At 57.5% G+C, this 21,878-nt stretch carries 20 protein-coding genes and 3 pseudogenes; 13 read left to right on the forward strand and 10 right to left on the reverse strand.

The features are described from left to right. Positions 1–26 precede the first annotated feature (26 nt). Positions 27–548: a MaoC family dehydratase gene (locus M728_RS27605; RefSeq protein ID WP_051440959.1), complete on the reverse strand. Its 522-nt coding sequence runs from the start codon at positions 546–548 to the stop codon at positions 27–29. A gap of 314 nt (positions 549–862) precedes the next feature. On the opposite strand from M728_RS27605, the gene M728_RS27610 reads away from it, so the two are divergent. Further along, positions 863–1,033 (forward strand): hypothetical protein, encoded by a 171-nt coding sequence (locus M728_RS27610; RefSeq protein ID WP_156943492.1) that lies wholly within the window; start codon positions 863–865, stop codon positions 1,031–1,033. A gap of 492 nt (positions 1,034–1,525) precedes the next feature. Here the strand turns inward: M728_RS27610 and M728_RS27615 are convergent, their stop codons facing one another. Together M728_RS27615 and M728_RS27620 are read right to left on the reverse strand one after the other, a co-directional pair. After that, positions 1,526–2,470 carry a LysR family transcriptional regulator gene (locus M728_RS27615; protein WP_026621855.1) on the reverse strand — a complete coding sequence of 315 codons (945 nt, stop codon included), beginning with the start codon at positions 2,468–2,470 and terminating at the stop codon, positions 1,526–1,528. Between the two features lie 904 nt (positions 2,471–3,374). Beyond that, positions 3,375–3,624: pseudogene (locus tag M728_RS27620) on the reverse strand (transposase); the annotation flags it as partial. A gap of 342 nt (positions 3,625–3,966) precedes the next feature. Here M728_RS27620 and M728_RS27625 point away from each other — a divergent pair. From M728_RS27625 to M728_RS27640, 4 genes are all read left to right on the forward strand, one after another. Further along, positions 3,967–4,983, forward strand: coding sequence for an AraC family transcriptional regulator (locus M728_RS27625; protein WP_026621857.1), 1,017 nt, complete (start codon positions 3,967–3,969; stop codon positions 4,981–4,983). A 505-nt stretch (positions 4,984–5,488) separates the two neighbouring features. Continuing rightward, complete coding sequence (locus M728_RS27630; RefSeq protein ID WP_026621859.1) at positions 5,489–6,469, forward strand: LysR family transcriptional regulator; 981 nt, start codon at positions 5,489–5,491, stop codon at positions 6,467–6,469. A gap of 636 nt (positions 6,470–7,105) precedes the next feature. Further along, positions 7,106–7,342: a hypothetical protein gene (locus M728_RS27635; protein ID WP_370906541.1), complete on the forward strand. Its 237-nt coding sequence runs from the start codon at positions 7,106–7,108 to the stop codon at positions 7,340–7,342. Between the two features lie 51 nt (positions 7,343–7,393). Next, positions 7,394–8,194, forward strand: a complete 801-nt coding sequence (locus tag M728_RS27640) for a calcium-binding protein (protein ID WP_026621861.1) — start codon at positions 7,394–7,396, stop codon at positions 8,192–8,194. A gap of 215 nt (positions 8,195–8,409) precedes the next feature. Here the strand turns inward: M728_RS27640 and M728_RS27645 are convergent, their stop codons facing one another. The 5 genes and pseudogenes from M728_RS27645 to M728_RS27665 all read right to left on the reverse strand — a co-directional run. Then, the gene (locus tag M728_RS27645; RefSeq protein WP_051440960.1) at positions 8,410–8,664 is read right to left on the reverse strand and encodes a hypothetical protein; all 255 of its coding nucleotides are present in this window, start codon (positions 8,662–8,664) and stop codon (positions 8,410–8,412) included. Positions 8,665–8,923: 259 nt separating this feature from the next. Continuing rightward, the gene (locus tag M728_RS27650) at positions 8,924–10,114 is read right to left on the reverse strand and encodes a Gfo/Idh/MocA family protein (RefSeq protein WP_026621863.1); all 1,191 of its coding nucleotides are present in this window, start codon (positions 10,112–10,114) and stop codon (positions 8,924–8,926) included. A 168-nt stretch (positions 10,115–10,282) separates the two neighbouring features. Next, complete coding sequence (locus tag M728_RS27655) at positions 10,283–10,696, reverse strand: hypothetical protein (protein ID WP_026621864.1); 414 nt, start codon at positions 10,694–10,696, stop codon at positions 10,283–10,285. Between the two features lie 330 nt (positions 10,697–11,026). Then, entirely contained in the window at positions 11,027–11,380 is a 354-nt protein-coding gene (locus M728_RS27660) for a membrane protein (protein ID WP_026621865.1), read from the reverse strand. Between the two features lie 330 nt (positions 11,381–11,710). After that, positions 11,711–11,948 (reverse strand): annotated as a pseudogene (locus tag M728_RS27665) (IS110 family transposase); the annotation flags it as partial. Positions 11,949–12,013: 65 nt separating this feature from the next. Between M728_RS27665 and M728_RS27670 the strand changes: the two are divergent. Then, complete coding sequence (locus M728_RS27670) at positions 12,014–12,232, forward strand: hypothetical protein (protein WP_156943493.1); 219 nt, start codon at positions 12,014–12,016, stop codon at positions 12,230–12,232. A gap of 93 nt (positions 12,233–12,325) precedes the next feature. On the opposite strand, the gene M728_RS27675 is transcribed toward M728_RS27670, so the two are convergent. Next, entirely contained in the window at positions 12,326–13,459 is a 1,134-nt protein-coding gene (locus M728_RS27675; RefSeq protein ID WP_026621866.1) for an MFS transporter, read from the reverse strand. A gap of 1,281 nt (positions 13,460–14,740) precedes the next feature. Here M728_RS27675 and M728_RS27680 point away from each other — a divergent pair. Beyond that, positions 14,741–15,703: a glycoside hydrolase gene (locus M728_RS27680; RefSeq protein WP_245269736.1), complete on the forward strand. Its 963-nt coding sequence runs from the start codon at positions 14,741–14,743 to the stop codon at positions 15,701–15,703. A 271-nt stretch (positions 15,704–15,974) separates the two neighbouring features. Here the strand turns inward: M728_RS27680 and M728_RS27685 are convergent. Continuing rightward, a pseudogene (locus M728_RS27685) lies at positions 15,975–16,330 on the reverse strand (IS110 family transposase); the annotation flags it as partial. 272 nt (positions 16,331–16,602) lie between these two features. Between M728_RS27685 and M728_RS27690 the strand changes: the two are divergent. The 6 genes from M728_RS27690 (at position 16,603) to M728_RS27715 (ending at position 21,721) form a co-directional block, all read left to right on the forward strand. Then, complete coding sequence (locus M728_RS27690; RefSeq protein ID WP_026621870.1) at positions 16,603–17,193, forward strand: NodA family N-acyltransferase; 591 nt, start codon at positions 16,603–16,605, stop codon at positions 17,191–17,193. Then, complete coding sequence (gene nodB, locus M728_RS27695; protein WP_026621871.1) at positions 17,190–17,849, forward strand: chitooligosaccharide deacetylase NodB; 660 nt, start codon at positions 17,190–17,192, stop codon at positions 17,847–17,849. The genes M728_RS27690 and nodB overlap by 4 nt, the downstream gene beginning before the upstream one ends. Before the next feature lie 15 nt (positions 17,850–17,864). Further along, complete coding sequence (nodC, locus tag M728_RS27700) at positions 17,865–19,211, forward strand: chitooligosaccharide synthase NodC (RefSeq protein ID WP_026621872.1); 1,347 nt, start codon at positions 17,865–17,867, stop codon at positions 19,209–19,211. Positions 19,212–19,241: 30 nt separating this feature from the next. Continuing rightward, entirely contained in the window at positions 19,242–19,838 is a 597-nt protein-coding gene (nodS, locus tag M728_RS27705) for a nodulation methyltransferase NodS (RefSeq protein ID WP_026621873.1), read from the forward strand. A gap of 176 nt (positions 19,839–20,014) precedes the next feature. Beyond that, the gene (nodI, locus tag M728_RS27710; protein WP_026621874.1) at positions 20,015–20,929 is read left to right on the forward strand and encodes a nodulation factor ABC transporter ATP-binding protein NodI; all 915 of its coding nucleotides are present in this window, start codon (positions 20,015–20,017) and stop codon (positions 20,927–20,929) included. A gap of 3 nt (positions 20,930–20,932) precedes the next feature. Further along, positions 20,933–21,721: an ABC transporter permease gene (locus M728_RS27715; RefSeq protein ID WP_026621875.1), complete on the forward strand. Its 789-nt coding sequence runs from the start codon at positions 20,933–20,935 to the stop codon at positions 21,719–21,721. The last annotated feature ends 157 nt before the right edge of the window (positions 21,722–21,878 follow it).

The following is a 21,878-nucleotide window of genomic DNA, read 5'->3' on the forward strand; positions in this document are numbered from 1 at the left end:
CCTGCAGTGTGGGCGGAAGGGTGAGCCTACATGCCGCGAGAGACGCACGCCGGACGTGAGCAGGCATCCGCCGGCCGGTCCTTCGCTTTGAATTGAATGATTGTTTGCCAAGTTGCACTCAGCGCGGGCTTTCTTTCCCCTTCGATCTCCACTGTCGCGTCATAGGTGACCATCAGCATGCCTGCGCGGCGGAAGCGGGCGTCGGCTAAGGCGAAGCGGCCGCGCACCCGTGCTCCGCTTTTGACCGGCGCCATGAAGCGCACCTTGTCGAAGCCGTAATTGATGCCCATCGTCTGTTCTCGGATCTTCGGCAGGCAATTGTAGTTCATCGCCGAAAGCAGCGAGAGCGACAGGAAACCATGTGCGATCGTGCCGCCGAAGGGCGTCTCCGCCGCCGCGCGCACCGGGTCGGTGTGGATGAACTGGAAGTCGCCCGTCGCCTCGGCGAAATTATCGATGGACTTCTGCGTCACGGTGATCCAGTCGGACACGCCGATCTCCTTGCCGATCAGCTCCTTGACATCGGAAAGCCAGATTTCTTGCGTCATTTAGTTTAGTCATCCTGATGAGGGCCTCGCAGCCGAACTGTACTTGTTGGGGCTAGGCTCTAGAACGCGACGATAACATTGCAGAAAGCACTGAAATAGTTGCTAAGGCTACGATTGAGGGCCGCATCCGCGAGCGCGTCGTGGTTGATCGCGGCGTCAGTCGCATGAAACGCTGCCTGAGATGGTGATCTGACCAATAACCAATTGTCGACATAGGACGGCAATGGCGCACGCAAAAACGTCCTGTCTGTGTTCTCTATAGCTTCCTCTTTACTCTAATAACAACTGAGAAGATTTCAAAATGGATTGTTTAAATGGCAGCAATCCACATCCTGAATATAAGCTCTTTTGAAGGCATTGATCTCAGTTCGCCCGAGTTCCTGGGCGCCCTTTTGCAGCTGAAGGCATCCGTCGCGGCGTATGAATTAAGCGAGATGGCAATGCAAGCGATGCGATCTGAAATAAGAATGCGCATTTCGGCGTAGCCGCCCACACCCTGGATCTCAAGGGGGAGCCGATTTTCCGCGAAGCGAAATGCGACCTGATGGTGGTGGTCACATAGCGGATGGGCTACAAGCTATGCTCACGGCATGAAACATGGCTGAGACGAAAGCCACGTGAATTCACGAATCACCCTGGGGGCAATGATCTCGCATCAAAGCCGCAGTCGCCCCAAAGGAATGTGAGGAGGATGGTCGCAAGGGAACTCCCCGCCTTCGCAAGCTATCTCTTGGTTTGGCGAGCCGTTTTCATCGTAAAATTCTACTCCGGTACATCGGTAGCTGATCTGAGGCCTAGCAAAAAATGGTAGGCTTCGCCGCCAACCCTGAGGCCGTCCCGCATCTGGAGGCCACCATGATCTCAGCGAGCCACACAATTTACGCCGAATTCGACCAAGCGCTCGGCTGAGCTTTGCATCCGGGTTTTTGCGACGCGTCTGGACAGCCCTGAACAGCGGGGACCGCGTAGTAGTAGTCCTACGACTGTTTGAGACGCCTCCTCCTCCCACGCGGAGAAGTCATGCGTGATGCCTCCTGCTTAAGTATTTCTCGCATCCAGATGCTTGCCGGATCACTGTTGTGAAGGGCGGGCCATTGCACGGCTACGGTGAACGCGCTGAACGGCAGCGGCAGTTCGGCAACTTGTAAGGGAAACGTTTTTGCGAAATGCTCAACCAGCCGTGAGGGGATGGTCGCTATTCGGTCAGTGCCCGATAGCACCGGCGGAATCATGCTGAAGCCTTGAACGACGACTTCGATACGTCTCCTGAGGCCGTGCTCGAGCAAATACCATTCCTCGATGGAGGGCTTCCGCGCATTCCCGAATTTAGCCGCAACGTGCCCCATCGACATGTATCTCTCGAATGTAAGCGGCTGCTCTAGCTGCTTATTGGCGCGACAGCCCACGCACACAAGCGTCTCGTCGAACAATGCTGCTGCAGGATGCGCGCCCGACATGAACACTTCTGGGAGAACTAGAAAGTCAACGTCACCGCGCCGGAGAAGCTCACACGGCTCGTCCGCAGGAGGCAGCAATTCGAAGCTGACGGACGGCGCTTCCCGCGCAACTCGCTCCACGACCTTTTCGAAAAATACGAGTGTGGCGAAGTCGGAAAGGATGATCCTGAAACGGCGATCCGATTGGGCTGGGTTAAACGGATCCCATGCAATAATGGAGAACTGGATGTGCAGCAAAGCCTCGCGCACAGCCGGAGCTAGTCGTTCCGCAAGCGGTGTTAGGATAAGTTCGCGGCCGGCCATCGTAAATAGTTCATCGTGGAAATAGGCGCGCAACCGGGCGACAGCCGCGCTCATGGCCGGCTGACTGAGATTGATACTGCGTGCCGCCGCCGTGAGGTTACGTTCGGTCGTCAGAGCGTCGAGCGCGACGAGGAGATTTAGGTCAAGGCCCTTGAACCGCATGTCGTCGTTTATCCATCGCGTCATGGCGAAAGGTGAGGCCGGAACTGACCTGCACTTCCAGCAAATCTGTCTCCGACAAGGATGTCGCTCAAGCCGGAGTACTGGACGACGTCATGAGCAAGATCGAACCGACTGAACAGAAAGAAGTAGCAAACCTCTGGCCAGAGGCAGGGTACCTTCGAGTCGACTTCGATTGAGTTGGCTATGGCAACACATGTCGAACGCCCGATACGGATTCGGCACGGAGCCGATAAGTCCGCCTCGCCCGAGGCGGCATCTGCTCTAACTCACGTACGCCAAGCGCAAGCTTGATATCTGGGCCGTCTATTCCGTTGCCACTGATGGCGGAGTGAGCTACGGCTGACCGCTAGTGCCTTGGCCCCGATCGACGCTTCAATGTCTGGGATGGCGAATAGGGAAAGATCAGCGATACGAGTCGGCCCGTTCGTGATGCGAATCTTCTCGTTCCGGGACAGCTCGGCAAGCTCGCCCGCTGTTGGACGAGGCGATTGATGATCGACCACGAGAATGTGGTTTTCATGGAACTTCTGAGCAAAAACGGACGTCGGCGCCCGCCCGAAGATACCCGGTTCTACGTGGTAGTACAGAATGACATCGATCCGATTCACCATCTTACGCCTGCGGTCTCCCTATAAGATCTGCCTCGCCTCCTCCCGCCGGGCACTGTCACCGGGAATTATTGGGGGAACCGAGCGAGGTTACCAATTCGCGGCCATCCAATGCTTAAACGACACGACACAATGAGCTGGCCGCGCGCTAAGTGCCGGTCTCCGAGTCAATGCAGCAATCCACGAGATCGGTAAAATCGATTGTTTGGATGGACTCCATTCGCGCAATGGATGTGAAAACATGCAATTCTAACTGAGAGTGGCTCGAAAAGACGTCAAGGATAGCAACACCTTGCGAGCCGACGCGTGATCAGGCGAATATGGGCGATGATGACCATGCCTCGGCTGAGGCGATGGACGTTTCGAAGTCTTTTGCCAGGCTGGCCAGCTGCCAAGCCACGCGAAAGTGCGTCCAACAGCCCATCGGCGAGGCAGAACCTCGAAGCCCTTCGCCTTGTCGGTGCGGTTGATGATTTCCTGCGTCCAGCGCCCGATCTTCTGCAGTCGCCTTTTCAGCTCGTCGCCGGTGCCGCAACGATTTCATGCGTGGCCACGCCGTTGCTCGAGGCGCCCGTCGCCGACCGGCTGGGACGATCGCGCGCCGGTATGCTTCGTCTTCTTCGGCAACGAGAAGGAGTCCGCGCCCTTGCACAAACCGACCTATGATTTCACTAATGATGGGCTTATATTTGGGGCAAAGTTCCATGCGAGCATCGTCCGCAAAATTTTCTTTGTCGGCTGCAGAAACTCTCATTTGTCAAAGCAGCGCTTCAGCGGTAATCAAGTGTGCTCGGCGCACATCTCTCGATCCTCGGCCATTGAACCTGCAGGAGCGTTAAAAGCAGCGATACTGAGCCCGGAGAATACATGATGGAAAATAACGCCGATGATGCAGTTTTTCGATATCGTGGCTCAACTTTCGATAGCATGATTGAAACCCTCGGAGAGGTTTTCGGCACATTCGACGCCGTGCTCGAAGGTCGTGCTCAAGATTTCCATTGGGGCATCGATCTTTCGGCCTGCGAAAGCGCAGTATTGATTGCAGGTTATCATCAGACAGGGTTTCAGTTCCGCACTCAGTGGCATTCCGATGCAACAGAGCACCTATCGCTCGTAGTGCCGCGCAGAGGTGGCATGGGGGTTGCGTACGGTTCGCGCATGTCTGAAGCCGGACAAGGGAAATTGCTTCTATACAAGAATTTCGAGCCTGACAGCATCTCAATGCACGGGCAATCCAATCTAATAGATGAGTTGGTGCTTAATTGGTCGTTGATCCAACGGACCATTGGCGAAACTTTCGATGTGCCGTTTAGTGGCTCGCTCGACCTGTTGCCCGAAGTGGATCTCTCAACGCCAGTTGGTAGGACAATCGGCAAAATCGCGGAAGCGATCATCGACGGAATGCGCGATAATGGCCCCCTCATTCAGTCTCCCGTAGCGATGGCACATATCACGCAGACACTAGCCGACGTTGTAATAAGGATGGTGCCTCATCGGTTGTCGCATCTTATTGACAAGATGCCCCGCATGATTGCTCCCGGACATGTCCGCCGCGGGATCGAGTTCATGCACGCCAATATCAACCAGCCGATTACAATGCCCATGGTGGCCGAAGCAGCGGGTGTTTCCACGCGAGCACTCGAAGCAGGTTTTCGTGCTTTTAAGGACACAACGCCCGCTGCCTATCTCCAGACGCTTCGGTTGCGGGCAGCACGGGAGGACCTGCTCGATCCAGAAAACCGTATGCTTGTGAAAGAAATCTGCCTGAAATGGGGATTCTTTCAGTTCGGGAGGTTCTCCGCAGTTTATAGGGCACACTATGGAGAAGATCCGTCCGAAACAAGGAGACGCGTCTGCGGATCACATTCTCGTAGGTCCTCCTGACCGGCGCTCACGCCGCAAAAAGGATGGCCGGTTTGCGCGAATCGGAAGACGGCCATGCCGCAGATAAGCCTCTGCGCCGGCGGATGATCGCCGTTGGTGCCGCTGACTTTCTCCTCGCCAGCATCCGACGCGCTCAGCCGCTTCATGTGGTCGTCCGCTTCACGGAATATTTTGCAAGCGAAAAGGCAAGGGGAAGTCGCTCCTCGCTATTGACCGCCCTTCATGCGGTGCCGTCGATCGCCAGAAGCTCTCGACCGAACAGGTCGAGCTGCCGGCACGGGATGACGAAAGGCCGACCATTCACTCGCTGAAAATCGGCGCGACGCGAGGTTGGATCGCTCGCATTCCCGGCACCGCGCGTCCGCAATCCGACACGCCATATTCAGATTCGCGTTCAATGTGCAATTCGCGCATGAAAGTTCCATACCTCATTACTAATGACAATTTGTATTACTAATAAGGAATGCTGATAGATGGCATACATCCACGCTATGGATAATGAGACATGCGGTTCAAGGGCCTTGATCTAAATCTCCTGGTTGTGCTCGACGCTTTGATGGCCAAGCGTAATCTCACGGCAGCGGCACGCAGCATCAACCTGAGTCAGCCGGCCATGAGCGCGGCCGTCGCCCGGTTGCGCGCCTATTTCCAAGATGAGCTGTTTACGATGGCTGGCCGCGAATTTATCCCTACGCCGCGTGCCGACGGGCTCGCGCCCGCGGTGCGCGAGGCGCTGCTGCACATTCAGCTCTCCATTATTTCCGGGGAGCCGTTTAGCCCGGCCCACTCAGATCGTCGCTTCCGGATCATCCTTTCCGATTACGTCACGCTCGTGTTTTTTGAAAAGATCGTGGAGCGTGCGACGCGTGAAGCTCCCGCCGTCAGCTTCGAATTTCGGCCTCCCACTGATGACAATGAGGACCTTCTCCGGCGCGGCGACGTCGATCTTCTAATTCTCCCGGAAATGTTCATGTCGAACGCTCATCCTCGAACGAAATTGTTCGACGATGTACACGTGTGTGTGGGCTGTCGCTCGAATAAGCAGCTGTTACAGCCACTTACATTCGAAAGATACATGTCGATGGGGCACGCTGCGGTGAGTTTCGGGAATTCCCTCAGGCTAGGCATGGAGGAACGGTATTTGCGTGAGCACGGTCTCAAGAGACGTATCGACGTCCTCGTACAGGGCTATAGCATGCTTCCGCCGATGGTTTCAGGGACCGAGCGTATAGGAACCATGCCCTTACGGCTGGCGCAGCATTTCGCAAAAACACGGTTACCCCTCCGAATCGTTGAACTTCCGCTGCCACAACACCTTCCGTTCACCGAGGCCGTTCAATGGCCTGCGCTTCACAATAGTGATCCGGCAAGCCTCTGGATGCGCGAAATGCTACTCGAAGAGGCGTCCCGTATGGTTTCGCCGCTTGCCACGGCCGAGCCCCTCATCAACCCAAACCAGCACGAGTATAGTCTGGCCTACCTCTGATCCGCGAACTTCATCGGGCCGGGACAGTAGAATGGGCGGCAATGGCACCTTGCTGGCGAGACGCGTCAATGCTGCGGGTACGCTTGTCCCTTCCCCACGCAGCCTTGGCGACCGCCGCGAAGGGATATCCGTCCGGATCGCCCCGCGGCGCTCGAACGCTACGGCGAGCTCGCGGGCTTATCCGTCCTCGTCTGACCCGAAATCCGTGGGGGCGGTCGCCGGCATACGAAGCCACTCGGCGACGAAGGAAACCATTTCTTCGAGATGCCCGGCGGAGCTTCGGACCGCCGCGGATGGAAAGTTCGCGCCGGGCAGCGGATGCGAAGATCCGGATAGCAGAGAGGGGTGTCCTATCCAGCATCGAGTTAGTGAACCACCTACCGGTGGAAACCTTCCGTTTGTCCGCGATCCCCACTTCGGCCAGAAACGCCCTCAGCGGCGGATCGTCGCCAAAGGAGCAATTTTGCGACGATGTGGTGGTGAGGGAGGGATCGGGACGGATGTCGTGATGCTCGTCATAATTGGCAGCGCCGCCGTCGGCTGGGTGCTGACGTTCGATTAGGCTCCGCAGCAAATGGCGGAATGGGTGGCGAGATCTCGAGTCCGATCGTCATCATCTTGATGATAAAGCTCATGATGCTCATCATTGGCATGCCTCTCGACATGCCTCCGGCGATCCTCCTGCTCGGGCCGATCTTCTTCTCACGAAGTAATGTCTTCCCAGGTGGCCCCTTTGACGGATCGTACCTTCAGCCAGCGTCGCCCGCCGCCAGGCCCATAAGCTCTCTAAACAGAGAGGCGAAGCGCACGTGGATGTATCCGCCATGTCGATGCGTTCTATCAAAACAATGGATTGTTCTGATTGGCCGATAAGCAATATGAACCAGGTGGCGTGGTGGGGCTGTCTAATAAGGAGTATTAGCGATGGAAAAACCAGTTCTTGGCGGTCCGGGCAGCAATAGTCTCTTTGGCGGCAATGGTAACGATATAATCACCGACCCCAAGGGCGATGACTGGATCGACGGTCGTGCCGGAAACGACTCCATCTCGGCCGGCGAGGGCAATGACCGAGTCTTCGGTGGCGAGGGCAACGACCACGTCTTCGGCGAGGAGGGTAACGACTTCCTCTATGGCGACAACGGCCGCGACACACCGCGAATCGTCAATGAGGACAATGATAAACTCTACGGCGGTCCCGGCGACGACGTCCTCTTCGCCGGTGACGGCAGGGATTCTCTGACGGGAGGCACCGGCAGCGACACCTTTGTGTTCCAGTTCCACAACCCGATCCCCGGATTCGACCCACAGTACGGGCCGGACCCGGACAACACCACCATCGCGGATTTCGCCCCGGCACAGGACACCTTCGCATTCGATGCGGTGGGCTTTGCCAGCGACGGTTTTGGCGCGAACTTCGTCTACGCCAGCGCGCGGGGCAATCAGGTGGACACCTTCTACAGCGGCCCGGCCTCGAATGCTAACGGGGAGCAGGTCGTGGTGATCACCGATCGGGGTTTCTCCAATGGCTCTGACGCAGCCCGTGCCATTTCTGGCGAGGCCGCCGGCGACATTATCGTCTACTTTGGGTACAAGACCATGACCGCGAATCTGGCCTACGTCACCTCCGAGAACCACGTTGATGAGTTCGCCCACCTGAGCAATGTGCAGAGCGTGGACGGCCTGGCCGGCTTGGGCCTGACCGCATGGGACTTCACATTCGCCTGACCCGAAAACCCATACTGAACCGTGCCCCCTCCGGCCGGCGCTTTCCTTTGCTGTTGCTTGCCAGGGCAGGTGGCAGGCGCAGCGTGTTCAGCTTGATGAAGCCTGTGCGTCGCGCGCTGGCCGCAGACCCCATCCTCTGAGGCTCGTCGGGCGAACACCCCAGGTCAATCAATGAGTTTGCTGCCGCCGCTTGACCTTTTCGCCTCTGTCCGAGATCAGGGTGATTTCATCGAAGCCGCGGTACGCTTCACGCCCAAGGGCATGAAGGGCGCAGCCCGGGATTCCGGTCCGGTCGGTCGTGGTGGCAAAATAGCGGCCACCGTCTTCGCCCCGACCGCAGCCAGGACGAAGACGGTCCGGATCCGGCGCGTCGTACAGTCCTTCAAGGTGTGGCAATCCGGGTCGGCGAAGAGCGAATAGTTCTCTGCTTTGTGGTTCACGACCGCGCTCTGCAGCACCGCGATGACCATCTTGCCCTCCCCGGATCGCAATCGTCCATTCCACCGCCACCGTCGCCATTTGAAAATTGGTCACAGACCGTTCGGGTTTGATATCCCGTGCTCATCCCAAGAGAGTTACCGGCCTCGCAGAAGAACAACGCCGCAGCGAAAGTGCCCGCCAACGAACCGCGGCTGGAGTCATCCGCAGTTCCCCGCTCCCAGCGAAGCCGCTGATGTCAAGGCGCTGAAATCACAGCTCAGCGGATGCGCGAACGGGCTGGGAAACGCATCACTGCCTCATCGACACCCAGGACCCACCAGCTTCGTGGCTGTCGGCACAAGCATCAATGAACAGCATACCTTTAAGCCCATCTTCAACTCCGGAAAGCTCGACACTGCCTTCCGGGAGAGCGTATCCCCCGCGGCGTGCGGCGATCGCGAGACCTGCCTCGGCATAGAGATTTGCCCATGCATCCACTAGAGCTTCGCCGTGCCCGCGTGGGAGATGTATTAGGCGTTCCGCCTCGGGTAAGATTCCATTGCCATGACCTCGCACGAAGATCTGCTCCTGCTCCCCCAGCGGTACATAACGCAGCACCTCCGGTTTCTCCTGATCCCAGTCGAGCCCACCCTTGTCGCCCCACACGCGAATGCGGAGACCACAATATTGGCCCGGGGCAGCTTGCGTCACCCAAAGAATCCCAGGGGCACCATTCTCGAGACGGAAATTAATATAGGCGGTGTCTTCCATCGGTTTCGGAGCTCCACAGTTGTGAAACTCGGCCCTGAGGCTGGCAATATCCTGGCCAGTAATTGTATGGAGGAGATGGTACGCATGCGTCCCGATATCACCGGTCGCTGATGTGCGGCCCACCTTCTCGGGGTCCTGTCGCCAAATGGCGCCCTTATCACGATCGGAAAATGGACTTGTCGCCCACTCCTGAGTATACTCCACGTATGCCTGCCGCACGGTCCCAATGACACCTTTTCTGATCATGTGTTTGGCCTGACGAACCATCGCGTGATGTGCGTGTGGGTAAGTCATCACGACCAAACGACCCGTAGCACTTTGAAGCTCCACGAGGTCTTGAGCATCGGAAACCGTCGTCGTCATGGGCTTGTCCAGTACCACGTCGATACCGGCCTTGAGAAAGGCGGTCGCGATACGATGGTGTGTCCAGTTTGGCGTGACGATTGCGACTGCTTCTATACCATCGTCGCGCGCAGCTTCTGACTCTGCCATGGCGTTCCAGTCACCATATGAGCGATCGGGCGCAATCATCCATTCTGCGGCCGATGCGCGTGCGTTATCCGGATCTGAGGATAGCGCACCCGCAACGACCTCCCAGTGGTTCGACAATCTCGCCCCGGCGAAGTGCCATTGTCCAACAAGGCCACCCTTTCCGCCACCGACGAATCCCAGTCGCAACCGGCGACCGAGGAGCGAGCTTCGCAAGTTGCCTTTTCCGTCAAAGGTCATTGAGATCTCCCTTGTGAACGATTCTTCCACGAAGTCAGCTGTGGAAAGCTCTTGCGTGTGGTGCCGCCCGGCTGCTGCTCAAGTCCGAATGCGTTAGCGGATTGCAAAGGGCAAGTACGGTGCCAATGGAGAAGATCATTTCCAATCAAAAGCGTAGGCCTGGTACGGCTATGTCGCATCTTCGACACTGTCGGAGATCGGACAACGTACAATCAGCTGGAGCGAAAAAGCCGCGCCACCTTTTCGACGCTCAGCACCAGCGGCAAGCTTGCCGGCAGATGGATGAGGGCCATGTGGCGAGAGAGATCGGGCCGGTCGATCGTCACAGTGAAGAAGAAACGCAGCCGGGACCGAGCTGTTGATGCTCGGCGGATGCATGCCAATCTGGGTCTGGTGCGACTGCAACCGGCGCAGATCCTCAGCCGTCGTCATATCGGGGGAGCGGCCGATGAAGGCGGCAAGCGCCTTCACGCAACGGATCCAGTCACGGCGAGTGGCCTCGGTGAAGCCACGAATGGACATGTCTTCGATCATGGGTTCACGAAGCGCTCTGCCGGATGGATTCGAAGGGACGGCGGTCATCGCATTCTCCTCTCAAGCTGAAGGTTGACGCCTTTCCCGACCCATCAAACGAGCCCGCTCGCGCGGGAGGGGGCGCGAGCTTTGAGGCGTGTGCCTCGTTGACGACATCGGAGAGGCTTTGATCGATCAGAGGTGACGGGCGGGCGGAGAGCTCCGAGCATGAAACAGCTGCTTATATGCGCTCCTGCCCATCATCAACGTGGATCCATGACAACTTATTGCCGTTTATTGCCGTTGTGAGCATGAAGCTCTGGGAGACGGGCGGACTCGGTTGAGTAGATCTACGGCAATGTAAATCGCTTCCGCATTGCGACATCGAGATATTGAGCATCACCCGCGAAGCGGTGATGATGTGATGTGAAAAACATCGAGCAATATCGCCGTCGCGACTCCACCCGCGGCCAATAGGAGCCCCGTCATAAAAATGCGGTTGGCGCGTTTAAATATACGCCGCTGCAGGCATTTGGGGTCAAGGAGGTCGGAAAGAGCCTTAATCTGCAGGCCGATGCCAAGAAGAAGCGGGATCACCGCAACGAGGTCGGGCAGCCGCCAAGGTATCGGATTCGCCGCCCAATGGGTGACGAAGCCCAGCGAAAAGGCGACAATAATACCAACAACGGTGACCGTGCCGTTGCGAAAAACGGTTTCGATCTGGTCAGGGTCTGTCTGTTCGGGCTTTTTCATAATTTCTATGCATAGCCGACGATATATGCCTTTTCAAATGCGATCAGCATCCCGGGCTCCAGTACATGATAGGGTCATCAGTAGACGCCCCGGGAAACGCAAGAACAATCCCGGTCGCCACTGCAGGGCCTGGTCGGGTGCTGACATCTGTCCAGCCTCGATGCTTCTTCTTTGTCGCGGGTCCGTATGGGAGTTCGGAGCCAAAACACAGATGCGCGCTCGGGCGCTATCCCAATAAAATGGCTTTCCCACCCCGTCTCTCATCGACTTGCTCCATACCTTCCTTCGACCGCTCCCACGTTCCCGACGACCTTCTGCCGTGGGTAGCCACGCTGCCACGGCCGAAGCCTTGTAGTGACCGCCTCTCGTCATCAGAGCCCAAACGATGCAGGCGATCTTGTTGGCAAGGGCAACGGTCACGAGCATGCGTGGCTTTCGGGCGAGCATGCGCCCAAGCCACGACCCGTTAGGAGCTCGACACCGGCCCGCATGGCCGACCTGCGCTGGCTCCGATGATCAAAAGGCGGCGTAGAGTTCGCCCGTCCATTTTCGATGTCGCGCCAAGCTTCAGCCTCCAGTCGATCGCTGCAACGACCGGGCACTAACGGCCCAATGCGCGACGGGAGATTTCTTGTGCTGGCGGACCTCAACATTCGCCAGCTATTAACTGGAACATACAATGCCCACACCGCCCCCTTGCTTGAGCCATTTGCGATATTTGCGGTGCAGTCTCGACGCAAGCCGCGTCATTGGTCGGATGAAGAAGGCCGCCCGCATCGAGCAGACCGTCGGCAAGATCGCAAGATCAAGCGATTCAAGCGCATCGCCCTACGCGTCGAGAAAACAAAGTGAAACTTTGCATCCTTCGTCGCTCTCGCCGCCGCCTTCTTGGTCCAATCCGTCCACACGGCCTGGAAGATCTCGTCAGTGGCTAACGCCAGGATGTTATCGCTCTAGCACCGGAGCCAGGACTGCAGCCAGCAGGGCGAATAGTCCAACCATAAAAAAACAGACGCGCATTGTGGTTGCCTCCGCGAGCAGTCCAATTGCAGGGGGGCCCAACATCATTGCGCCATATGCGAAAGTTGCGACGGAAGCGATGGCTTGGCCGGCCGGCACTATCGGATCCGCCGCTGCGCGACTGAAGGCTAGGGGAAGGATGGCTGCATAGCCGACCCCCATCAGCACGAAGCCGATCAAAACCAATGGCAAATTGTCGCCGGCAACGATCAGCAAGATGCCGAAGGTGGCCGAGAAACCACTCGACCGTGTGACAGCCGCTGGCCCCAGTCGCGTGACCAGCGAATCCACATTGAGTCTCATGATCACCATGGCGACAGAAAAGCCCGCGTAGCCCAAGGTAGCATACGCCTCTCCGGTCCCGACTATGTCATGCAAATAGACTGCGCTCCAGTCGGCAGCTGTGCCCTCGCCCAGTCCAGACGCGAGAGCGATCAGACCCACAAGCAAAAGAGCGCTACGAGGAAAAGCCAATCCTCCTGCACGCTTTTCACTCGTCCGGATGGTTGATTGCCAGTCGAGCAGAAGGAACGGTCCCAGTATCCCGCCGGATATCACGGCAGTAACAAGGAAATGGATGTCTACTGGAGTCTGAAAAAAAGTGGCAACATAACTGCTTGCCGCGCCCACAACAGCCCCAACGCTCCACATCGCGTGAAACGACGACATCATTGATTGCCCCGTATGTTTTTCCACTTCGGCCGCCCAGCTGTTTACCGCTACGTCCATCGAACCGTGAGACATGCCGAAGAGCAATAGCGCGGCGCCTAGCAGCGGGATAGTCGGCGCAAGACCGAGGAACACGATAGAAACCAGAAACGCGACAGCGATCCGTCGGGTGATTTGTACCGCGCCCAATCTGTCGGACAACCTGCCGGCAACTGGGAAGGAAATCAACGCGCCTAGTCCCAGAAGCAGCAGCAACACCCCAAAGCCCGCGTCGCCAACTTGAAAGCGCGCCATCACGGCGGGAACGCGAGAAGCCCAGGTCCCAAAAAGGACTCCGTTCAATACAAACGCCGCAGCAACGCTGCGCCAGGGAGTGAGCAATGTGGACATTTTCTGCAGAACTTCTCATGGCTGCTGACGTGGGTGATTTTAGGCTCGGTTGTATCTGGCCTGCTTTGCAGCATTTCAGGCGGCGCGACCCGGACAACCTGCTAACGCCTGGCCGTTCCACGCCTTGTCGGAAGCAGATAGCATCGCCACTTTGTACCGGTCGGCATCGCAGTGTGCTGATTTCAATAGCCGATCCCCTACAGCGCTGCCGGCAATGTAGTAGCTGCCGATGACAGTGCCGTTCCATAAATGCGTACGCGATCAAATGTATGACTGGACGCGGTCCGATATATTCGGTCTTCATCCCGTTGGTTTGCGCATTGTGCACGAGAAGATTGACGCCGGTCCGGTCGGTTCTGATACGATTTCCATCGTTGTCGAAGAGCGATGAGGGGGCATGCCTCTAAGCCCAACAATAAGCATCTCGTGACACAATCTCGATCTGAATCCGAACGTCTTTGAATGGGTCACAAGGAGATCCGGCCCGGGTTTGGACTTCGCTCGCGGCTTCAGCCGGTGAAGACGGTGTACTGAGCCAGTATCCATCGTTCCTCCCAATTTCCGATTGTGCTCAAACGACCAAAGTCCCACGAAAACTAGCAAAAACGATGTACAAATCATTTGATTCAGATCATGGACTGGCCAAAAGGAGCCCCTGGTGAGGAACGTGACTTAGTCTAAGTCTACGTTGCACTGGGCCTGCTTCAGATCTGTGGGCGCATTCGGCCGCGAACTATGGCATTCGGCCGCCACAACGAAGTCTAAGGGATTGGTGTAAAGCAGCACGTGAGGGCATTGAGGAGTTTATTCCTGCGCTGTTAGTTTCGGAGCCAGGGCAAGTGCAGGCTTTAGCATCCAGTCGCCACAAATCTTGCACTGCGCGATTTCCCTGAACCGGTGGGAGACGCGTATGATAGCCACCGTTGCGACATAAGAGGTCGCTAGAAGCCACTGAAGTGGTGGCAGCTGCGTTTGGCGAGCCTCCTTTGCGGCACCGACGGGCGGAATTTGGTGCTGGCTACGTGGTACGGTTGGAGCTAAGCCGTAGCAGGTGATCTTCGATCGCCACATCTCCTGGCGCGCCCTCGTCTTCATGTTCCAGAGTCCTGACAGGCACCGTTGCGAAAACTGGCGAGTTCGCGACCTGAATTGTTCGGTTCAGTACCACATGCGCTTTCAATCAAACCCCAATAACAGGTAGAATACAGATTTTGCGGCTCTTCCCTTAGTCTGGCACGTTTTTTGCCGCGTCTTATCGCGAGCCGGTAGGAGCGACACCAAATGAACGAAACCGCGACCACAATGTACGCCTGCACGACGGCGATAGTGCTTTGCGCCAATTGTCTTTTAGCTGCGCCCACAGTCGACCTAGGCGGCGGCAATCATGGGTCATCCGCGTTGCAGATGCTGGCAGCTGACGTATCCAGTTTCGATAAATTTATAGTACGCAGCCCGCCGAAATCGCTCGGTTTGGATCCGTTCTACGCGAAATACGCTGACGCAGAAGGAATACCGGTTATCTCGTCCGAGAAGGTTCCAGACACGGCACTCTTGATTGCCCGTGACATCGTCGTTTACATGTTGTCAGAACGGCGTGATGTCCGCGATGCTATGATCCGGGCTGACGGGCGGGTGGGCGTCATGGCAATTGATGAGACGACCACTGACATTCCCGAACAGCGGGATTTGAAGAAGCCGGCCCCCGAAGATCCGCGACTCACGCCTGGCGAACGGCGGAATTACGCCAATACGATCGGCAAGATGACGGACCGGGAATACTGGGCGCAGCGGGCGCGCGGCCTGGGCGGGCTCTACACGACGGGCGCCGCCGAGAATTTGATGGCCGTGCCGGGAACGCGGTATTACGGAGGCAACATCCTTGTTCATGAGTTCTCGCATAATATGTTCAACACACTCCGCAAGGTGGATTCTGAACTCGTTGCACGTGTCGAGCAGGCCTACACTCGCGCCAAAAAGAAGGGCTTGTGGGCGTGTGCGTATATGGAGAACAATGTCGACGAGTACTGGGCTGAAGGCACCCGATATTGGTTTAATACGAATATGGCCTACCGCCGTGGCGACATCACAATTGTCACATCGGAGGACTTCAAGGCTCACGATCCAGAACTCTACAATATCATGGCTGAAGTCTATCGTCATGACCACCATATTTTGGCGGATGCCTTTTACCAACACCCCGCACAGTCACAGGTAAAGCCGGTCGACCCCGAACACGGCTGCTGATGGTCAAAGCGAAGAGTGCGTCTTGAACCAGCGCGTACTCGCCGCGCCTCGATCGTCGCGGGAGAAGGCGAGGCCGTTTGGTTAGGTCGGTGATCGCTGAAGCCGCGGCGACGGCGCCGGAGATCCGCATCGCTCAACCACTCCGACAAGGTGCACCGTGTGTGACCGGCGCGGGCGGGTCGGCAAGACGGCACCTCCATAATGAGCGGCCATTCCGGTATAGGGGCGATTGACCTGCGGATCGAAGTGACAGGCCATCGGATATGCCATCGACGAGCTCGCGGATCCGCTTCTCGAATTTGACGGAGCCTACGGTCCCGACCTTGAGCCCAAAATTGCGCAATAGACCGCGAATGTCGGTTTCGACGGCCATTGTCTTTTCCTGCCATCGCTCGCGCGCCGTCAGCAAGGCTCGGCGCTTTTGGCTCGTCAATGTCTTCACATGCATCGGGCGGAACAGGACGCGCATCACCTCTGCAATGCTGCGCGCGTCGTTGCGCTCGGTCTTGTTTACCTGCACCTTGAGGAACGCGTTGGCATGCCGCGTCTCGATGCAGACTGCCGGTAATCCGGCTGCGGCCAAACCTTCAAAAAGACTTGCGACAATTGGCCGGCCTCAAGCCCGACCGAAAAGATCGGTGCACTATGGTACGCGGCCGGCGCCTTGCTGCACAGATTGATGTCGGCAACTCGCGGCCGTGCTCGCCCTTTGACCGTGGCCAAGTAATCAACCGACTGCTGCGTACTTCCATGGCGTGGATTGGTGTCATCCAAACAATCGATTTTACGAATTCGCGGAGCTGCTGCATTTGAAAAGCATTACTTTTGACGAACGTCAAATGGACCGACCGTGGCCGCATTGGGTACGCGTCTCCAGAGACAGAAATAGGAGGTCTTTCGTGCGCTCTCAGGTGCGATGGACGCTGCGCTGGGAAAGTGAGTTGCAGCTCGACGACCATGTCGAACTCGCAACCTTCTTTCGCAAGACTTATGGACCGACTGGCGCCTTTAACGCAAAACCATTCGAAGGCAGCCGGAGCTGGGCCGGAGCCAGGCCTGAGCTGCGAGCAATCGGCCACGACTCAAACGGTGTAGCGGCTCACATCGGCTTGCTGCGTCGGTTCATCAAGGTTGGTGAGGTCGAGTTGCTAGTGGCTGAGCTGGGATTATATGGAGTACGACCGGACCTTGAGGGGCTTGGTATCAGCCACTCGCTTCGCGTCATGTATCCAGTATTGCAGCAACTTCGTGTCCCATTCGGTTTCGGTGCGGTTCGGCACGCGTTGCAAAAGCACGTGGAAAGGTTCGGCCGACACTTTCCTGCGACCGTTCTGTCGGGGGTTCGCGTGCGGTCCACGCTACCAGATGCGCGTCTCGACCTGCCGCCCACGCGCTTGGAAGACGTACTCGTCGTCGTTTTGCCGGTTGGATCGGCCATGTCTGATTGGCCGACCGCCACGCTTATTGACCGGAACGGGCCAGAGCTGTGACGCACTTTGACTGCTTATCAAGAGTGCAAAGCACGTGCAGCAACAGCACTGCTGATCGCAACGTTTATCTGACGTTTGACGATGGTCCTAATCCGCTTTGCACACCGGAAATCCTGGACGTGCTGGAAAAACACCGCGTGCCGGCGACATTCTTCGTTATCGGCGCCTACGCGGCAGAACAGCCGCAACTAATCCGGCGAATGATTGCAGAAGGGCACGAAATCGCAAACCACACGATGACTCATCCAGATCTGTCCAGATACGGACCCAGCGATGTGCGCCATGAAATACTTGAGGCGAATAGGGTCATTAGGATGGTCTGCCCGCAGGCGTCGGTCCGGCATGTGCGCGCCCCCTATGGTATCTGGACCGAAGAGGTGCTTACTACTTCGGCGGGCGTTGGACTGGCGCCCCTTCACTGGTCGGTAGACCCGCGGGACTGGTCTCGGCCCGGCGTTGACGCGATTGTCGATGCGGTGCTTGCCTCTGTCCAGCCGGGCGCAATTGTGCTTTTGCACGATGGATGCCCTCCCGACGAGGTCAGGCCGGGCACTGAGGACAGTCTGCGCGACCAAACCGTTACTGCGCTGTCCCGCCTTATTCCAGCGTTACACGAGCGCGGATTTGGAATCCGCTCGCTTCCTCAACATCCCTGAACAAAGTGACATCCCATGGACCTGCTTAACGCAATCGGCATTGGCGCTGTCTCCTGTTATGCGCTGCTCTCCACTGCTTATAAAAGCATGCAGACATTGTATGCTCGGCCGAAAGACCACTCATCGGCTTCGGAGGACTTCGCGTTTGTGCCAAGCGTGGACATCATTGTCCCCTGCTACAACGAAGACCCACACACGTTCTCCGAGTGCCTGGCTTCCATTGCAAATCAGGACTACGCCGGAAAACTGCGCGTCTACGTGGTTGATGACGGTTCTGCTAATCGCGAGAAATTGGAACGTGTACACCACGCCTATGCGGGGGATCCGCGGTTCAACTTCATTCTGCTCCGCGAGAATGTCGGAAAGCGCAAGGCTCAGATCGCTGCGATACGCCGGTCATCTGGAGATTTGGTGCTCAACGTCGACTCGGATTCGACACTAGCGTCCGACGTCGTCACTAAGCTCGCGCTGAAGATGCAAAATCCGGAGATCGGCGCAGCCATGGGTCAATTGACCGCTAGCAACCGAAACCACACTTGGTTGACTCGGTTAATTGACATGGAGTACTGGCTCGCTTGCAACGAGGAGCGTGCGGCACAGGCTCGCTTCGGTGCCGTTATGTGCTGCTGCGGCCCATGTGCCATGTACCGACGGTCTGCTCTCCTGTTGCTACTTGACCAGTACGAGTCGCAATTTTTCCGGGGCAAGCCAAGCGACTTCGGTGAGGATCGCCACCTCACAATTCTGATGTTGAAAGCAGGTTTTCGAACCGACTACGTTCCGGACGCGATAGCAGCAACCGTCGTCCCGGATAGGATGGGACCGTATCTGCGCCAACAACTCCGCTGGGCACGGAGCACTTTCCGCGACACTTTGCTTGCGCTGCGACTACTACCGGGTCTCGATCACTATATCACGTTGGACGTGATCGGCCAAAATCTCGGACCGCTACTTCTCGCGCTCGCGGTCCTAGCGGGAGTCTTGCAGGTCGCGCTGACAGCTACAGTGCCTTTATGGACAGTCATGATGATTGCCTCCATGACCATGATCCGCTGCGGCGTGGCCGCCTTCCGTGCTCGCCAACTTCGATTTCTGGCCTTCTCTTTGCACACGCCCATCAACCTGTTTTTCTTACTTCCTTTGAAGGCCTACGCCTTGTGCACTTTGAGCAATAGCGATTGGCTGTCGCGCAGCTCTCCTGCGAACGTGACAGCCGCAGGTGGAGAAGGGGTCTTCGTTCCACACCCGACGACCGAAGCGAGCGCTGGAGGAACGTCGGGAAATGCCGCGCCGCTTCGGAGACTGAATCTTGCAAGGGACTCTTCAACCGTGACACCTGCCGGTGTCTACAGCGACGACTGATCATGCACGTCGTCACTCGGAGGGCGAATTTTGACGCAGGTCAACAACTACCAATTACTGCAAAGTGAGTTGGCGGCGGAGGACCCGTGGCGGCTCGACGGCAATGAGTTCGAGCGGGAGCGGCATACGCAGATGCTTCGGCTGTCGCTTTCCCAAGGTCCCATCACAAACGCACTCGAAGTCGGGTGCGCGGCCGGCGCATTCACGAAAAAACTAGCGCCTCATTGCAAGCGGCTCACTGTGATTGATGTTGTGCCGCAAGCGATTGCTCGAACGAGACACCGGATGAAGGAGTCGTCACACATCAGTTGGATAGTCGCTGACGTTCAACAGTTCTCGACTAAGCAGCTCTTCGATCTGATCGTCGTAGCCGAAGTTCTCTACTACCTTGAGGATGTCGACGCGATGCGTGGCGCCGTTCGTAACCTGGTGAGCATGCTTGTGCCAGGTGGGCACCTGGTTTTCGGATCGGCCCGCGATGCAAACTGCCGGCGCTGGGGCCACGTTGCTGGTGCTGAGACCGTCATGGCAATGCTGAACGAAATGTTGATCGAGGCGGAGCGGCTTGATTGCCGGGGTGGGTCGGCCAACGAGGACTGTTTGCTCGCCCGTTTTCGGAAACTCTAATGAATCCAAATTGCATGGAGACACTATGCGCGTCTGTGGCATCAAGCTGACCCATGGCGGGGCGATTGCCCTTGTTGAGAATGGAAGGCTCGTGCCAATTACCATGGGCGTGGCTTCTTCCCCAGTGCAGCTGCGACCTGCAAGTGGGGACGCATTCAACACGGTAAGATGAACGCATGTCAAAGCTAGCAGTCGACCTTACCGGCGTAAGCAAGAAATATCAGGACAAGGTCGTTGTCGACGACTTGTCGTTCACTGTAGCAACGGGAGAGTGCTTCGGCCTGCTGGGACCGAACGGCGCGGGCAAAAGCACGATCACGCGTATGGTTCTCGGGATGGCAGCACCGGACGCCGGCAAGATCACAGTACTCGGCATGCCCGTGCCAGCGCGCGCCCGCTTAGCGCGCGCTGGCATCGGCGTGGTCCCGCAGTTCGACAACCTTGACCACGAGTTCACGGTGCGCGAGAACCTGTTGGTGTTCGGGCGCCACTTCGGTATGAGCACACACGAGATCGAAGCGGTCATCCCGTCGCTGCTTGAGTTTGCCCGCCTTGAGAGCAAGGCAAATGCGCGCGTCTCTTCACTGTCCGGCGGCATGAAGCGGCGCCTGACGCTCGCGCGTGCGCTGATCAACGATCCGCAACTGCTTGTAATGGACGAGCCGACCACCGGCCTCGATCCCCATGCTCGCCATCTGATATGGGAGCGCCTGCGCTTGCTGCTGGCGCTGGGCAAGACAATAATTTTGACGAGCCACTTTATGGAAGAGGCCGAACGGTTATGCGACCGGCTATGCGTGCTCGATGGAGGACGCATCATCGCCGAGGGCCGCCCACATGCGCTGATCGATGAGCAGATCGGGTGCCCCGTGATCGAGATCTACGGCGGCAATCCGCATGAGCTGCGCGCGCTCATTAGTCCGTATTCGCAGCGCATCGAAGTGAGCGGCGAGACCATCTTTTGCTATGCGCCCGATCCGGAGCAGGTCCACGAGCAACTGCGCGGGCGCGCGGGTCTGCGCCTTTTGCAGCGCCCTCCAAATTTGGAGGACGTCTTCTTGCGGTTGACCGGGCGCGACATGGAGAAATGAACAATGGTTGAAGGCTGGTCGGCGGCTATGCCCGCCAATGCGTGGAACTGGATCTCAGTGTGGCGCCGCAACTATCTGGCATGGAAGAAGATCGCGCCCGCGTCGATACTGGGGAATCTCGCCGACCCCTTAATCTATCTGTTCGCCCTTGGCTTTGGCCTCGGAGTCATGGTCGGTCGCGTTGACGGCACTTCCTATATTGCGTTTCTGGCAGCCGGCATGGTTGCAGCAAGCGCGATGACCTCCGCGACGTTTGAAACGATTTATGCGGCATTCGCTCGCATGCATGCTCAGCGCAGCTGGGAGGCGATGCTGTGCACGCAACTTACGCTCGGCGACATCGTTGTCGGTGAATTGGCGTGGGCAGCCACGAAGGCCTTTCTAGCCGGAACGGGAATCATGATTGTTGCCGGTATACTTGGTTATGCCGCATTTCCATCCGTCCTCTATGCGCTGCCGATCGTCGCCCTCACTGGCTTTGCCTTCGCGAGCCTGGCAATGGTCGTCGCGGCACTTGCGCCCAGCTACGACTATTTCATCTTTTACCAAACACTCGTCCTCACACCAATGTTGTTCCTGAGTGGTGCGGTCTTCCCCGTTTCGCAACTGCCTACTCCTTTCCAGCAGGTGGGGCGCTTCCTGCCGCTTGCGCATTCGGTCGATCTCATCCGTCCGGCACTGCTTGGCCGACCGGGCGAGAGTGTCGGTCTGCACATCGCGGCACTGTGTGTCTACACAGTATTGCCGTTCTTCCTGTCAGCGTCCCTGTTGCGCCGACGCCTCATGCCTTGATGCCACTCGCCACCATTTCGAGAAAGAGAACCGTGTTGCGGAATCGGGAACTGGGCCGCAGCGGCCTAAAGATAAGTGCGCCAGGCTTGGGCGCCATGAAGCGGAACACTGAAGCCGAGGCGCACGTGCAACTTGGTGCAGCTTTGGAGGCCGGCAT

Source organism: Ensifer sp. WSM1721 (assembly GCF_000513895.2).
In the GTDB taxonomy this organism is placed as follows: domain Bacteria; phylum Pseudomonadota; class Alphaproteobacteria; order Rhizobiales; family Rhizobiaceae; genus Sinorhizobium.

Coding starts and splice junctions, on each gene's coding strand:
- M728_RS27640 (WP_026621861.1), top strand. CDS start 7,394: ATGGAAAAACCAGTTCTTGGCGGTCCGGGCAGCAATAGTCTCTTTGGC.
- M728_RS27680 (WP_245269736.1), top strand. CDS start 14,741: ATGAACGAAACCGCGACCACAATGTACGCCTGCACGACGGCGATAGTG.
- M728_RS27630 (WP_026621859.1), top strand. CDS start 5,489: ATGCGGTTCAAGGGCCTTGATCTAAATCTCCTGGTTGTGCTCGACGCT.
- M728_RS27645 (WP_051440960.1), bottom strand. CDS start 8,664: ATGGTCATCGCGGTGCTGCAGAGCGCGGTCGTGAACCACAAAGCAGAG.
- M728_RS27605 (WP_051440959.1), bottom strand. CDS start 548: ATGACGCAAGAAATCTGGCTTTCCGATGTCAAGGAGCTGATCGGCAAG.
- nodC (WP_026621872.1), top strand. CDS start 17,865: ATGGACCTGCTTAACGCAATCGGCATTGGCGCTGTCTCCTGTTATGCG.
- M728_RS27660 (WP_026621865.1), bottom strand. CDS start 11,380: ATGAAAAAGCCCGAACAGACAGACCCTGACCAGATCGAAACCGTTTTT.
- M728_RS27675 (WP_026621866.1), bottom strand. CDS start 13,459: ATGTCCACATTGCTCACTCCCTGGCGCAGCGTTGCTGCGGCGTTTGTA.
- M728_RS27655 (WP_026621864.1), bottom strand. CDS start 10,696: ATGACCGCCGTCCCTTCGAATCCATCCGGCAGAGCGCTTCGTGAACCC.
- M728_RS27615 (WP_026621855.1), bottom strand. CDS start 2,470: ATGCGGTTCAAGGGCCTTGACCTAAATCTCCTCGTCGCGCTCGACGCT.
- M728_RS27715 (WP_026621875.1), top strand. CDS start 20,933: ATGGTTGAAGGCTGGTCGGCGGCTATGCCCGCCAATGCGTGGAACTGG.
- M728_RS27610 (WP_156943492.1), top strand. CDS start 863: ATGGCAGCAATCCACATCCTGAATATAAGCTCTTTTGAAGGCATTGAT.
- M728_RS27635 (WP_370906541.1), top strand. CDS start 7,106: ATGCTCATCATTGGCATGCCTCTCGACATGCCTCCGGCGATCCTCCTG.
- nodI (WP_026621874.1), top strand. CDS start 20,015: ATGTCAAAGCTAGCAGTCGACCTTACCGGCGTAAGCAAGAAATATCAG.
- M728_RS27650 (WP_026621863.1), bottom strand. CDS start 10,114: ATGACCTTTGACGGAAAAGGCAACTTGCGAAGCTCGCTCCTCGGTCGC.
- M728_RS27625 (WP_026621857.1), top strand. CDS start 3,967: ATGATGGAAAATAACGCCGATGATGCAGTTTTTCGATATCGTGGCTCA.